A 14,890-nucleotide genomic window follows, 5' to 3' on the forward strand; every position below is an offset into this window, starting at 1 on the left:
AAACGTTTGCTGGTGGCAAAAGGCACAAGCCGACAAACAGACGGGCCCCAGTGCGGGGCCCGTTTTTATTGGTGGTCTGGCGGCAAGAGGGCGGCGGCTATCAGCCGTTGACCTTGAACACCTGCCCGGTCTGCACGCCCAGCACGGATTTCTGGTAGGCCAGTGCCACTTTGGCGGCGGGAACCGGCACGAAGCCCGGGAAGAAGTCGGCGTATTTGTCCATTGACTCGGTCAGCACGGTCGGGCTCACCACATTGATGCGCAAGCCCTTTGGCAGCTCGCAGGCGGCGGCCTTCACAAAGTGCTCGATGGCGCCATTGATGGTGGTCGCACTGACCCCCCAGTGGATGGGTTCCTCGCTCAAAATACCGCTGATCAGGGTGATGGAGCCCTTGTCATTCAGATAGGGGATGGCGGCGCGGGTCAGGTTGATCTGGCCCATCAGCTTGCTCTGGAGCCCCACTTGCCACTGCTCGTCGGTCATCTCGGTCAGACCGTTGAAGGCCACGCTGCCGCTGGCGACGACCAGCGCATCAAACTGGCCCACTAGGGCAAACAGCGCCTTGATGGAGGCGGGATCGCGCATGTCGACAGTGGCATCGCCACGGCTGTGACCGACCCGGATCACCTGATGGTCCCTGGCAAGCAGTTCACTGACCGCAGAGCCGACGGTGCCGGAGGCACCCACAATCACAATCTTCATCTATTTCACTCCTGGTTGGGATAGGTTGATTCTAGCGCGATGAAACGGGGGAAAAAGCGCGTAAAATAAACTCATTGTTTCCATATTGGAGCTAATGATGGATATCGCCCATTTGGCCAGCTTTTACGAGGTGGTGCAGCGAGGCAGCTTCTCTGCCGCTGCCGATGTGCTGGGGGTGAGCAAGGGGATGTTGAGCCGCCATGTCAGCGCCCTGGAAGCCGCTCTCAATGCCCAGTTGTTGCAGCGCACTACCCGCCGGCTCAGCCTCACCGAGGCGGGCAAGACCCTCTATTTGCAGACGGGGCAGATCTTCGCGCTAGTCCGGCAGGCGGAAGAGGATATCCAGGCACTGACCGAGGAGGATGCTGGCCGCTTGCGCTTTACCTGTGCGGTCAGCACAGGGGATCGCATGGTGAGCGAGCTGCTTGGCCATTTTGCAGTGCTCTGCCCGGGTGTCGAGGTCGAACTCAACTTCACCAATGCCATGGTCGACATGAGTCAGGGGGAGAACGACATAGCGCTGCGCGCCATGAGCAGCATCCCCGACAACCTGGTGGCGTTGCCACTCGGTCAGCTCAAGGACGTGGTGGTGGCAAGCCCCGCTCTGCTGGTGCGGGAAGGGATTCCAGCCACCCCCTATGAGCTGAGTAGCCGCCCCTGCCTGTTGCAGGGGAGCAACCCCGCCTGGGAGCAGTGGCACTTTCGCAGAGGAGAGGAAGAGGCCCACATTCTGGTGCAAGGCAAGGTGCGGGCCAATCATTACAGTACCGTACTGCAACTTGCACGTGCTGGCATGGGATATGCCAAGTGCCCTCTGATGCTGGTGGAGCCAGCGCTGGCCGCGGGAGAGCTGGTGACCGTGCTCGACGGGTGGCAGAGTGGCCTGCATCAGCTCCATGTGCTGCACGCCCAGCAGCGGCGGGTGCCACGCAAGATCCGGTTGTTCAAGCAGGTGCTGGCCCAGTGGTTTGCCGAGCGGCCCCGCTACCTGCTCTGACCTGCGTTATTTTTCTGTCATCTTCGGCTGCTACCCTGCGCCCATCGTAGCGATCAGGAAGATGAGCGAGCATGAAGGGTTATCAGAAGTGGAGTGGTTTGACACTGCTTTGGTCGGCGCTGGGCATGAGTACGGCGCAGGCCGCTGTCGAGGTGGTGGTGCCACCGGATTTCCAGATCCTGGCAGTAAGTGCGGGCAAGCTGCAAGATGAGCAGCACGCGACTCTGGCGGATGGGGAGCAGCAGCTGCTGGTGCGATATGAGGGGGTGATCCCGAGTCGCAATAGCAGCGAGAACGATCGGCAGGTGCGATCCGAGCCCCAGGTGGTGCGCTATCAGGCCAGCAACCAGCGCTTGACGCTGGTGGCCCAACAGCCAGCCGATGAGCAGGCGATGGTGGCCTATGCCAAGGCGCCAGTTGTGACGCTGCAGGCCAATGGTCAGGCGCTCGATACTCAGCAGGATGCACTGATGACCAGCGGCATGCTGATCGGTATGGACTGGCGTGCCCGGCTTGAGGAGTACAACCGCAGCGGTGGCAAGGCAGCGTTGACGATGGCCGGAGCGGCAACCACAGTAGCAGCGGGCAAGGCTGTACCTGCTGTGGCAACCAGCGAACTGGAGGGGCGGTTGCAGCAACTCTTCTTGCAGGCGGACCCGGAGCTTCGCAAGCGCTTCGTCGGCTGGGCCGTGCCGCGACTTTAAGTTTGCAGCCCGTTGCAGTAACGTGGGGGCTCTCATCGTGCATAGCGCCCACCTTATCCAACGAGGTCTTCATGTTTGAATTGCACACTCGCCTGCAGGCGGATACCCAGCTGCTCGGGGATCTGCCGCTTTGCCGTGTCCTGCTCGCCAAGGACAGCCAGTATCCCTGGCTTATCCTGGTGCCACGGGTAGACAACTTGCGCGAGATCCACCATCTGGCGCCCGCTCAGCAGCAACAGCTGATGCAGGAGTCCTGCGCCGTCGCCACCCTGATGGAACAGGCCCTCAGCCCGGACAAAATCAACGTGGCGGCACTGGGTAATCTGGTGCCGCAACTGCATCTGCACCATGTTGCCCGCTTCACCACGGACAAAGCCTGGCCCGGCACCATCTGGGGGGCTCACCCCGCTTTGCCATATGACCCGCAGGCCTTGCGGACCCAAGCCGATAGCTGGCGTGCCCGGCTTGCCCATCTGGCCGGTTTCATCCCGCTTTGCGTTGATAATTGAGTCAAGTGAGAGGCGGCTCGCTATTTCAGAGCTCAAGCCGCGCTATCTGTTAGAGTTATGATATAGATAAGCCCATTTTCGATGTTCAGGAAGGTCCCATGATAGTGACAAGAGCCGACAACGACGCCGTATTGACCACAGAGGATGTGTTGCTGAGTCTGTGCCATTCGGTCACGGGGGTATTGAGTGCGGCGACCCAGAGTCAGGTGCGTTTCTCCGGCATGGTGCAGCGCATCAGCAAGACCTGCCTCAAGCCGGATATCGGCTGTTTCGTGCTGTTCGACGGTGGTTTCTCCGGCCTGGTCGTGATCAACTTCTCCGCCTCTGCTGCCATGGAGCTGTACGAGAGCTACATGCTCAGCATGGGCCTCTCCAAGGAAGATCTCGCCATCTCCCACACCTCGGACGAGGTAAGCAACGTCATGGGCGAGTTGATGAACCAGATAGTCGGCAGTTTCACCGTCAAGGTGGGCCGTGATCTGCAGACTCACATTACCCAGAACCAGCCTAAAATGCTGGCGCTGAACAAGCAGGTGATGCTGAGCGTCGACACCAACCTCGACAACCCGGAAGCGCGGCGGGTTACCTTCTTCACCTCGCGCAACAACATCTTCTATCTGGAGCTGGCGATGGACAGGACAGAGTTCATCCGCATTCACAGTGATGGCATGGACGAAGAGGAGCTGGATCCGGATGCGCTGATCGCCCAGACCAAGCTGGCGGCATCCAAGCTGACGCCGGTTGCCGCCAAGGTGGCCAATGAGCACGACGATCTGCTCGATTCGCTCGGTATCTGACGTCAGCCCCGTGCACAAATGCCAAGGCCACCCCATGGGGTGGCCTTGTTGTTGCTGGGATGGACCGGTTTAGAAGTTGTAGAGCAGGCCGGTGCTGACGCGGGTGGCCTGACTGTCGTAGAAGCTGATGTCGGAGTTGGCGGTGGAGTAGGCTGCGGTAAAGGTGGCGGCGAGATCCTTGACGCCGAACAGACTGTGCCAGAAGAAGGTGCCGTTGATGGCGAACTCGTTTGCATCGGCGCTCTGGCCGAAGATGGGATTCGCCTCGTCATAGTTGCGCTTGCCGGCATAGACGTTGCTGACGATGGACCACTGGGGGCCACGCTTGGCGTAGGTCAGCTGTAGACCCGTATTCTTGAAGCTCTCGGCGCTGCCATCAAGTCTGGCCTGCTTGTAGAGGATCGCGGGCTCCAGCAGCTGGTTGCCGCCAAAGTGCCACTGATAGGAGATCTCCATGTCGTGCACCTTGCCGTTGCGATCCAGCATGGAGGCATAGTGGGTGCCGTGGGTCAGGTCATACTGCTGCCCGCTGCGCTCTTCATCCAGATCAACTTCCCGGCTGGTGAGGCTGCCATGGAAGTTGCTGCCCCAGATCTTGTCCCAGGTGAAGCGAACCCCTTTTGATTTCACATCGGTGGAGCTGCGATCCACATTGGTGGCGAAGGGATCACTCCACAGCTCGACCGGCATGGCGTTGAACACCAGGGAGGTGGCGACGATTCCCTTGTCGCCCATCTCTTGGCGCAGACCCAGCTGCTGGGTGAAGTCGAAGCGGATCGCATCCTGGATCAGGTTGCCGAGGAACACCTGGGTACGGGTGTCGGCAAAGGTGTAACGGATGTCGGCGTTGATGAGGGGAGTCAGACCGCTTTCACTGTCGGGAGAGCCGAGGTCATTGATGCGGCTGTTGCTGTCATCGCCCGCATAGAAGTTGGACTTGTAGCTGACGGCGTTGACCCCGCCGAGCAGGAAACCGGACCAGCCGGACTGCTTGGGGATCTCCCCCAGATCGGCGTGGGCGGCATTGGCTGCCAGCAGGCCAAGACTCAGCAGGGTGAGAGTGCGCATCGATAAGACTCCTGAACTAACAAGCTGTTGGATGAAATGGCTCGGGATGATAGGACAGCAAGCTGAACTGCGGCTGACTGAGTCCACCAACGCATGCTATCCCAGTTGGCAGATGGCGTTAATCAATAATTAATAGCGTGACGGCACAAGAGTTCGGCGCGCCGTGCTGGTATTCTGTTCGGCGAATATCGGGGAGAAAACAACAAGATGAAACAAATCAAATCCTGGGCGCAATATTACGTCGATCTGATGACCAAGCTGGGTCTGGTGCGCTTCAGCATGTTCCTGGCGACGGGCATCATAGTGCTGGCCGTCTCCATCCAGATGGGGGTAACCCTGTTTCTGCGCGGCACCGTAGACATAGTCGACCTGGTGCGCTCCGTCTTTTTCGGCCTGCTGGTGACCCCCTGGGCCGTCTATTTTCTCTCCATCGTCGTGGATCAGCTGGAGGATTCCCGCCAGCGACTGACCCGCATGGTGCGCAAGCTGCAAGACATGCGCGAACGGGATCTGGAGCTCAACAGCCAGCTGCAGGAGAACATCAGCCGCCTCAACGCCCAGATTGCCGAAACCAACCGGGCCGAGACACTGCGCCAGCAAGCGATCGAGGATCTGGAGAACGAGGTGTTTCAGCGCGAAAAAGCCCAGTTGCACCTGGGCGAGCGTACCGCCTTGCTGCGCTCCTTCATCGACTGCTCCCCCGATCTGGTCTACTACCGCAATGAAGACGAGCAGTTCTCCGGCTGCAATCGCGCCATGGAGGAGCTGACCGGCCGGGTGGAGGCTGAGCTCATCGGGCTGACCCCGTTCGATGTCTACAAGCAGGAGATTGCCAACAAGGTGGTGGAGACCGACAAACAGGTCTTTACCAGCAACGAGCCGCTCACCTATGAGCAGTGGCTGGAATACCCGGATGGTCGCAAGGCCTACTTCGAGCTGCGCAAGGTGCCTTTCTTCGATCGCTTTGGCAAACGGCTCGGCCTGCTCGGCTTTGGGCGCGACATCACAGAGCGCAAGCAATATCAGGACAAGCTGGAGAAGGCGAGCCGCGACAAGACCACTTTCATCTCCACCATCAGCCATGAGCTGCGCACTCCGCTCAACGGCATAGTGGGCCTCAGTCGCATGCTGATGGATACTCCCCTCGATCCCCGGCAGCATCAGCAGCTCAAGACCATCCACCTGAGTGCCGTGACCCTGGGCAATATCTTCAATGACATCATAGATCTGGACAAGCTGGACCGGCGCCGGTTGGAGATAGCGCCGACCCCCATCGACCTGCCCGCCTTCCTGGACGAGCTGGAGACGCTGTCGCGCATCCAGGCGGAGCAGAAGGGGCTTTATCTGCATTTCGATCGGGATGGCGACATGCCGCAGTTCGTGATGGCCGATGGCACCCGCCTGCGCCAGGTGCTGTGGAATCTGGTGGGCAATGCGGTCAAATTTACCGATGAGGGCGGCGTGACTGTGCGTTGCCTCTCCCATGCGGCCGATGTGCCGGGCAAGTTGGCATTGCACTTCGAGGTGGAGGATACCGGTGTCGGCATACCTCGCGCCCAGCAGGAGAAAATTTTTGCCATGTACTATCAGGTGCAAGGCAAGAAGCACGCCACCGGCACCGGCATTGGTCTGGCGGTCTCCCGCCAGCTGGTGCAGGCCATGGGTGGTCAGCTCTATGTGGACAGCGACCCGGGTGAAGGCTCCTGCTTCACCGCCGAGCTGGAAGTGGATTGCGTCGAACCTCAGGTGGCCACCTCCGAACAGGAGATGCCGACCCTCGACATCCTGCTGGTGGAGGACGTGGAGCTGAACGTGACAGTGGCCTGCGCCCTGCTCAACAAGTTGGGGCATGAGGTCAAGGTGGCCCGGGACGGCGCCCAGGCGCTGGCCATGGCCAATCCCGATGACTTTGACCTGATCCTGCTCGACATCCAGCTGCCGGACATGACCGGCTTCGATGTGGCGGCCCAGTTGCTGGCGCGCTACGGCGACAGTTTGCCACCCATGGTGGCGCTCACTGCCAATGCCACTGGCGATCGCCAGTATTATCGGGATCGCGGCCTGCAGGATGTGATCAGCAAGCCGCTGGGCTCCAGGGCGGTGCGCGAAGTGATTGGTCACCTGTTTGCGGATCTGGCCGACGATGAGGCCGACGAGCAAGCCGATGCAGGCAATCAGGATGCGCTGCTGGACCTGGCCTTTCTTACCGATTACGCCGATACAGTGGGCAAGCCGGTGCTGCTCTCCAGCGTCGAACTGTTCGAGAAAATGATGCCGGACTACATGGCTGTGCTCGACTCCAATATGATTGCCAAGGATCAGGCTGGCGTGGTGGAAGAGGCGCACAAGATCAAGGGCGCGGCCGGTTCCATCGGTCTGCGCCGGCTGCAACAGCTGGCCCAGCTGATCCAGAGCCCGGATCACCCCGCCTGGTGGGAGAACGTGGAGGACTGGATAGAGTCGCTGCGCCGCGAGTGCCCGGGTGACATAGCCCGGCTGAAGCGCTGGCTGCTCTCCTGAGCCTGTCTGCCGCCTCATTACGTTGCCGCTTCAGGCACAGAAGGAGATGAATAATATGTATCAGCGCCTGATCCCGTCACTGCGCAGTCACCCCTGGGGTGAGGAAGACTTGCTTGAGGCGACCGAGCTGGATCGTGCCCGCATCGTACAGGCGGCACCGGTGCGCCGGCTGCAACAGAAGACCCAGGTTTTCCCGCTCGATGTGAAGGCCTCGGTACGCAGCCGTCTGACCCATTCGCTGGAGGTGCAGGAGACAGGCCGCCAGATCAGCCGCCGCATTCTGGCGGCGCTGCCCGCGGGTGCTGTGTGCGAGGGGGCCTTCATCAATCTGGTGGAGATGTCATGCCTGCTGCACGATGTCGGCAACCCGCCGTTCGGCCACTTTGGCGAACAGGTGATGAGCCAGTGGCTGGCACAGGAGCTGGATACCCTGTTCGCTGCAGCCCTTGGCCAGACGCCCAGTCCGCAGTGGGCTGAGCTGCGCCAGGATCTGCTGGTGTTTGACGGCAATGCCCAGAGCCTGCGGCTGGTGCACAGTCTGCATGAGCTGAACCTGACCCTGGGGCAGCTGGCCGCCCTGTGCAAGTATCCGCAGCAACCCCTACCGGGGCTTCATTACGGCCAGCATCACGGCTGGACCAGCAAGCGCGGCATCTTCTTCAGTGAGCAACCCCTCTACCGTTCCCTGAGCCAGAGCCTGGGGCTGGCACCCGGTTGCCGCCATCCGCTGGTCTACATCATGGAGGCGGCTGACGACATCTCTTACTGCATCGCCGATCTCGAAGATGCGGTGGACAGACGCATTCTCAGCCTGAGCGAGCTGCAACAGGCGCTGCGTCTGGCCGATGAAGGCAGCTACATGGCCGGACTGCTGGTGGATGCCACCGCCTCGGACAGGGGCTTCTTCCCCCATTTTCGCCAGCATCTGACTCACGACTTGATCGTGCTGGCCGCCCACACCTATGTGAGCGAGCACGAGATCATACTGAGCGGTGCCTATCCCCAGGCACTGCTGCATGGTCAGGCTCCGGCGGCCATGGTGCTCGACACCCTCAAGCAGGTGGCTCGCGAGCAAGTCTTCATGCGCCCCGAGGTCGAGGCGCTGGAGCTGGAAGGCTATGCCGCCTTGCGCGGTGTGCTCTCTACCTATGCCTGCCTGCTGGCATTGCCCGCCAGTCAGTTCGAGCGCCTGCTGGCCGGGCAGGGGGGCAGCGAGCTCTTCTTCGCCCGTCGCCTGTTTCACCGCTTGTCGGCCCGTCATCTCAAGGCATACCGGCTGGCCGTGGCCAACAGAGATCCCCGTTTCGACAGCGGTGCAGAGCAGGAGTGGTACTACAGGGTACGGCTGTTGCTCGACTATGTCAGCGGCATGACGGATACCTATGCGCTGGAAGAGTTCCGCTTGCTGTCCGGGATCTGATACGCCCGCGAGAAGGGCAGAAATGAACGCGCGCAGGCATTGATAGATGACTCACCACCCATATGGGGGTGAGGTTATTGTATAAAATTCGGTCTTTTTTTAGACTGTGGCAACTTGTTCAACTTTCACTTGGTAAGGAGACGAATATGCAACATTCAATGCTAAACGTTGCGTCCGATCGCTGCATTGGCAGCGCGAAGACTCGTGCTCTTTTTTTACCGCGTGGAGGAAACAGGTAACCCCTGTCTTTTTATCACCCGCGGTTGTCCCGCAGGGTGATCTCTTCTCTCCGGGAGAACCGCACGTTCAACTGGAGAATATCATGTCTATCGAACTGGCTCTGCTGCGCACTGTCGAATCCCTGGTTCAGAAACGGATCACCCGGCTGGAGCGCCGCATCAGCTACCTGCACCTCTCACCTGCCTTGCTGAAAGATATCGGCCTGGAAGGGCAAAATGTGCAGATCGCCCACATCCGTGAGCAGGAATATCAAACCGGCTTCCGACTTGGGAATCGAATAACCTGACAAGAAGGGGCTTGGCCCCCTTCTTGCAGGAAAATGGCAGGCTTGGGCCTGCCATTTTTGTATCCGGTTGAGTTTGATTACGAATTTTCATTCGCACATTTTGCCAAAATCCCTATTATCGCTCTCCGATCTGTTCAGGAGTTATCCATGTTGCGTCTTTGCTATCGCGCCTTCCTGCTGTGCTGGCTTGCCTGCTGGGGCCATTTGGCTGTGGCACAAACCAGTCTGGACAAGGACCGGCTGGGGCTGTCTGAGCGCCTGTGGCTCGCCTCGCGCAGCGATCTGGTTGTCGGCATGCCCTCTGTGGCCTGGCCCCCTTACGTCTATGCCAATAGCCGAGGGGGGTTCAGTGGTCCGCTGGATGATTTTGCCTCTCTGGTTGCAGGTCGGCTGGGACTGACGCTGCGCTACAAGACCTATCCCTACTACGCTGGTGCCCAGCAAGCGCTGCTTGATGGCGAGGTCGACATGCTGATCGGCGTGACCCCCAGTGCCTCGCGGCAACAGAAAATGCGGTTTACCTCGGATCTCATGGGGTTGCCTCGCGGTGTGCTGCTGGCGAAGGGGAACGACACCCTCTCCCTGGCGGCGGCTCGTCAATTACGCTGGGTGTGTGAACAGGGATTCAACTCCTGTGAGGACCTTGAGAAGCTGGGCATGGACCAGCTGGCGCAGGCAGACAGCAGCGACGAGGCCGTCTTCATGGTGAAAAAGGGGTTGGCAGACGCCTATCTGGCCGATCTGCCTGCCCTGGTACGCTTGCAACGCCTGCAGCAGCAGGCCGGCCTGAAAGTGATCACCCCGGACTGGGTGACGGATGCCTCTCTGGCCATGGCAGTGGGACCCAATAATCAGGGACTGCTGGAGCTGCTGGAGCTGGCGCTCAACGACATCCCCCTTGAGGATCGGCGCCGCATTCTGGAGACGGGGGGCATAGTCGACTATGAACTGGCCCATGGCCCTCGCCAGATTGTCTTCAACCAGAGCGAGCTCAATTGGCTGGCCTTGCATCCCTCGCTCAAGTTCGGCGTTGCACCTGACTGGCCAGCGGTGAGCGAGATCGACAGTGCGGGTCAGCTCAAGGGGTTCATCGCCGACCTGCTCAATGTGATGAGCACCCGGTCCGGTCTCAAGTTCACTCTGGTACCGACCAGCAGCTGGACCGAAACCCAGGCGCTGTTCCAGGCGCGCAAACTGGATTTCATTCCGGCCATGACGCCGACGCCCGAGCGCCGCCAATTCTCTCTGTTTACCCCTGAGTACGCCTTCATCCACAGAGTGATCGCGGCCAGACAGGGGGTGGCTGAGCTTGAGGATCTCAATCAGCTCAAAGGGCGCAAGGTAGGCATAGTCGGTGGTTCTGTGGAGGAGCTGGTGCTCAAGGAGGTGGGAGCCTATCCGGTAACGGTCAGCAGTGACACCCAGTTGCTTCCCCTGCTCGATCAGAATGAGGTCGATTATGTGCTGATGAGCATGACGACGCTGCAACTGGCGTTGCAGAAAGGGTTCAACAACCGCTATCAGGTAGTTTTCTCCGGCAACGAGTTGCGAGTGCCCATCGCCATGGCGGCCCATCAGCAAGATCCCATGTTGCAGCAGATCCTGACCAAGGTCTTGCTCTCCATCCGGCCTGACGAGTTGTCGAGGCTGGAACAGAAGTGGCTCTCCCTCACCATCCAGACCGGCATCAACCCGGCGACCGTTCTGCTCTGGTCCTCTTTCGGTATGGGGGCCTTCCTGCTCTGCGTGCTGTTGTTCATGGGCTGGAACCGCACGCTGCGTCGCCAGATAGTCCAGCGCCAGCTGGCCGAGCGCAAATTGAACGAGCAGCTGACCTTCGTACAGACCCTGCTCAACTCCCTGCCCAACATGGTGGCACTGCGTGACCGGGAGCAGAGCATCACGCTGTGCAACCAGGCTTATCGGGATGCTTTCCTTGGTGCCTGCGTGGGCGAGGAGTGTATCGATCTTGACGGCATGCCGCCCCAGGAGCGTGAGCGTGTGCTCAAAGAGGAACAGGATGTGTGGCACAGCGGCAAGCAGCTGGAAGGGGCTGGTTACAGTCGCCGCCAGGATGGCACCCTGTTTCACGTCATCTATGCCAAGCGCCCCTACCGCTCACCGAGCGGCGATATGCTGGGTGTACTGACGGTGCTCACCGATGTGACCCGTATCAAGGAAGCCGAGGCGCGGGCCCGCAAGGCAGAGACCCGGCTCACCCAGATCACCGACAGCATGCCGGGTATCGTATATCAGTACCTGTGGCAGGGGCCGGGCCAGGGGCGCTTCCTCTATGCCTCGCAAGGGGCGAACGAGATCCTGGGGGCCAGCCAGCAGGAGATGCTGTCGGCAGAGTCCGGGGGCGAGGTGTTCGGCTTTACCGAAGAGGCGCTGCAGGATTTTGTCAGCAAGGTCGCCAACCACGCCGAGACACTGGCACCGCTCGACCTGGAGGTAAAGGTAGAGCGCCCTGAGGGGGATCGCTACCTGCAGGTGCGCGGCAGTTTCGTGCCGCAGGAGGAGGGGAATCTTATCCTCAACGGCGTGATCCAGGACATCACTGCCCTCAAGCGTCAGGAGCATGAGCTGAGGGAGGCGCGCGCCTATGCGGAGCAGGCGATGCAGGTGCGCAGCCGTTTCCTCGCCACCATGAGCCACGAACTCAGAACCCCCATCTCCGGCATGCACGGCATGCTGGAGCTGCTGCAGATGAGCGAATTGAATGAAGATCAGCGTTACATGCTGCGCAACGTCATCACCTCAACCAACAACCTGCTCTATTTGGTCAACGATGTGCTCGACTTTTCCAAGATAGAGGCGGGCCAGCTGCAACTGCATTATCAAGCCTGCCGTCTCGCCTCCGTGATCTGTGATGTGATCCGTGGTCATGCCACCCTGGCCCATGGCAAGGGGCTCAAAGTGACACTGGATTGGGCGCCAGACGTGCCGGACCAGGCGCGTATCGATGCTGTGCGGGTGGGACAGGTGCTCTCCAATCTGCTCAACAATGCGGTCAAGTTCACCGAGCGGGGGGAGATCCGCATTCAGGTCAGTTATCGCGCCGAACAACTGCTCATCGCTGTCAGTGATACCGGTATCGGCATTGCCGAAGCGAAGCAGGATCGCCTGTTTACCCCATTCGAGCAGGTGGAATCCGACATAAATCGACGCTTTGGCGGCACAGGGCTGGGGCTGGCCATCTGTCATCAGCTGGCCCAGAAAATGGGAGGCAGCCTGGCCCTTGAGAGCAAACCCGGCCAGGGAACCCGCCTGACGTTCAGCTTTCCGTTGACCGAGAGTCGATGGGATGCACCTGCGCTGGCGGGTCAGGAATGGTGGCTGTTTGGCGAGGATGCCGCCTTGCAGTCTGCCATGCAGCGGCTGGGGGCCAAGCTGAATCGTCTGGATCCTCAGCAGTGGCAACAGCCACTGAGTGGCTTGCTGTTCGCGGAGGAGGGCTGGCTGGAACAGGCCCAGGGCAGTGACTGGCTGACACGTTTACAGCAATCCGCGCTCAAGGGCATAGTGCTCTCCCCGCTGGAGGCACTGCGCGGACGCATGGGGTCGGATGCCTGGTGGCGCCTGGGGCAATCCCCGCTCTATCCGGATCTGTTGCTGGAAACCTGCCATCAGCTGCTGGGAGAGAAAGCGATCAATCCGGTCGAGGCCCATACGGCCAAGTTGCAAGGACGCGTGCTGGTGGCCGATGATCATCCCATCAACCGTGCCCTGCTGGCCCGTCAGCTCGCCATTCTGGGGGTGGATGCCGAGGTGGTGGATGATGGCGAGAAGGCGCTGCGCACCTGGCAGGGGCAAGATTTTGCCTTGCTGCTCACCGATTGCCACATGCCGGTGATGGATGGCTATACCCTGACGCGGACCCTGCGAGGACAGGGGGAGCAGGCGCCCATCATTGGCGTCACGGCGGATACGTCAGAAGAAGCCAGTCTGCAGATGCAGGAGGCCGGCATGAACGACATGCTGTTCAAGCCTTACACCCTGGATACCTTGCGCCAGATGCTGGAGGACTGGTTGCCGGTCGTTGCACCGGTCGCCGAGGTGATACCTGTGCCTGCCGAACCCGCTGCGGATCTGGGGGCATGCTGGATCTCGCTGTTTGGCGATGAGGCGGTGGCCCGCAGCATGGCGCGGGAGTATCTGGATTCCAACCGCCAGGATAGTGATGACATGATGCAGGCATTGGCCCGTCAGGATACGTATGCTCTGGTAGAGACTGCGCACCGCATCAAGGGGGCTGCCCGCATGGTAGGACAGCTACCATTGGCAGAGGAAGCTGCCCGACTCGAAGCGGCGGCCCGACTGAAACAACTGGAAGAACTCACCGAGTTGAGCCAGACAGTACAGGCGCTGATGAACTCTATAACACGCGAAATTGGACTATGGCTCGATGAACAAGACACAGCATGAGTTGGCGATCATGGTGGTGGAAGACCACGCGTTTCAGCGCAAGGCACTGATGCACCAGATCCGTGGGCTCGGGTATACCTCACTGCTGGAGGCTCAGGATGGCGTGGAGGCACTGGCAATGTGTCAGCGCCATCAGGTCGACATTCTGTTTTGCGATCTGCGCATGCCCGGCATGGATGGCATGGCGTTGCTTCGCCGTCTGTCCCTCGGGGGCTTTCGTGGCGGTATCATCCTTTCCAGCGCACTGGAAGATGACGTGGTCGAGGCCGTGTTGCGGATGAGTGCCGCCTATGGCCTGCAGGTGCTTGGGCGCATCGAAAAGCCCTCCAGCCAGCAGCAGATCAGCCAGCTGATCGGCGCCTGGCGCCCACAGCAGGAGCGGGCCCAGGAGGAAGATGGCCACAGCCTGACGCTGGATGAGCTGAGCCGGGCGCTGGAGCAGGATCAACTGCTGCCCTGGTATCAGCCCAAGGTGAGTTTTGGCTCGGGGCACTGGGTCGGCATGGAGGCGCTTGCCCGTTGGCAGCACCCTGACTACGGCCTCATCTCGCCGGTGCGCTTCATCCCCCTGGCGGAGAACAACGGCCTCATCGATCAACTGACCGAGGTGATCATCAGCAAGTCGTTGCGTGACGGCCACCTGTGGGAGCAGACAGGTCTCTCCCTCAATCTGTCGATGAACCTCTCAACCACCTCCCTCATCGAGGGGGATCTCTGCAATACCCTGATCAACCAGTGCCAGCGCTGGAGCATCAACCCCGAGCTCATCACCCTGGAGGTGACCGAAAGCTCGTTCGTCAAGGATCTGGGCAAGTCGCTGGAAGTGCTGACCCGGCTGCGGATGCACGGCTTTGGCCTCTCCATCGATGACTTCGGGACCGGCTACTCCTCCATGCAGCAGCTGGCGCTGCTGCCCTTCACCGAGCTCAAACTGGATCGCTCTTTCGTCGATCGCTGCTATGAGGACCCCTCCCGCTTGGCCATAATAGAGTCAAGTATCGAACTGGCCCGCAAGTTGGGACTCAAGTCGGTCGCCGAAGGGGTGGAGGATGAATTGACCTGGCGGCTGCTGGCCAGATTGGGGTGCGACGTGTGTCAGGGCTTCTTCTCCGCCCGGCCCATGCCGCGGGATGAATTGATGGGGTGGCACGACACCTGGCGCGAACGGTTACCCGGCCTGATCGGGGACTGATCGCCAGGCGGCATGCCCGCAGTTGA

Annotated in this window: 11 protein-coding genes; 9 read left to right on the forward strand and 2 right to left on the reverse strand. The window is 60.4% G+C overall.

The genetic code is table 11. The features are described from left to right. Positions 1–100 precede the first annotated feature (100 nt). Positions 101–703 (reverse strand): short chain dehydrogenase, encoded by a 603-nt coding sequence (locus AACX78_RS05915; RefSeq protein ID WP_159165648.1) that lies wholly within the window; start codon positions 701–703, stop codon positions 101–103. A gap of 97 nt (positions 704–800) precedes the next feature. Between AACX78_RS05915 and AACX78_RS05920 the strand changes: the two genes are divergently transcribed. From AACX78_RS05920 to AACX78_RS05935, 4 genes are all read left to right on the forward strand, one after another. Beyond that, the gene (locus tag AACX78_RS05920; RefSeq protein WP_085941500.1) at positions 801–1,700 is read left to right on the forward strand and encodes a LysR family transcriptional regulator; all 900 of its coding nucleotides are present in this window, start codon (positions 801–803) and stop codon (positions 1,698–1,700) included. A gap of 71 nt (positions 1,701–1,771) precedes the next feature. Beyond that, on the forward strand, positions 1,772–2,404 hold the full coding sequence (locus AACX78_RS05925; protein ID WP_159165649.1) for a DUF2057 domain-containing protein: 633 nt from the start codon (positions 1,772–1,774) through the stop codon (positions 2,402–2,404). Between the two features lie 71 nt (positions 2,405–2,475). Further along, on the forward strand, positions 2,476–2,913 hold the full coding sequence (locus AACX78_RS05930) for an HIT domain-containing protein (protein ID WP_159165650.1): 438 nt from the start codon (positions 2,476–2,478) through the stop codon (positions 2,911–2,913). Between the two features lie 98 nt (positions 2,914–3,011). After that, positions 3,012–3,710 carry a DUF3334 family protein gene (locus tag AACX78_RS05935; RefSeq protein WP_159165651.1) on the forward strand — a complete coding sequence of 233 codons (699 nt, stop codon included), beginning with the start codon at positions 3,012–3,014 and terminating at the stop codon, positions 3,708–3,710. A 69-nt stretch (positions 3,711–3,779) separates the two neighbouring features. Here AACX78_RS05935 and AACX78_RS05940 read toward each other — a convergent pair whose 3' ends face one another. Next, complete coding sequence (locus AACX78_RS05940) at positions 3,780–4,778, reverse strand: DUF2860 family protein (RefSeq protein WP_034283655.1); 999 nt, start codon at positions 4,776–4,778, stop codon at positions 3,780–3,782. Between the two features lie 207 nt (positions 4,779–4,985). On the opposite strand from AACX78_RS05940, the gene arcB reads away from it, so the two are divergent. From arcB to AACX78_RS05965, 5 genes are all read left to right on the forward strand, one after another. Next, on the forward strand, positions 4,986–7,298 hold the full coding sequence (gene arcB, locus AACX78_RS05945) for an aerobic respiration two-component sensor histidine kinase ArcB (RefSeq protein WP_005311630.1): 2,313 nt from the start codon (positions 4,986–4,988) through the stop codon (positions 7,296–7,298). Between the two features lie 55 nt (positions 7,299–7,353). Continuing rightward, on the forward strand, positions 7,354–8,718 hold the full coding sequence (gene dgt, locus AACX78_RS05950; protein WP_159165652.1) for a dGTPase: 1,365 nt from the start codon (positions 7,354–7,356) through the stop codon (positions 8,716–8,718). Between the two features lie 322 nt (positions 8,719–9,040). Continuing rightward, positions 9,041–9,244: a hypothetical protein gene (locus AACX78_RS05955; protein WP_005311635.1), complete on the forward strand. Its 204-nt coding sequence runs from the start codon at positions 9,041–9,043 to the stop codon at positions 9,242–9,244. Positions 9,245–9,391: 147 nt separating this feature from the next. Continuing rightward, positions 9,392–13,672 (forward strand): ATP-binding protein, encoded by a 4,281-nt coding sequence (locus AACX78_RS05960; protein WP_159165653.1) that lies wholly within the window; start codon positions 9,392–9,394, stop codon positions 13,670–13,672. Next, positions 13,653–14,864 (forward strand): EAL domain-containing response regulator, encoded by a 1,212-nt coding sequence (locus AACX78_RS05965; protein WP_058393629.1) that lies wholly within the window; start codon positions 13,653–13,655, stop codon positions 14,862–14,864. Before AACX78_RS05960 ends, AACX78_RS05965 begins: the two co-directional genes overlap by 20 nt. The last annotated feature ends 26 nt before the right edge of the window (positions 14,865–14,890 follow it).

The sequence above is a fragment of the Aeromonas sp. 9A genome (assembly GCF_963900955.1).
GTDB lineage: Bacteria > Pseudomonadota > Gammaproteobacteria > Enterobacterales > Aeromonadaceae > Aeromonas > Aeromonas salmonicida.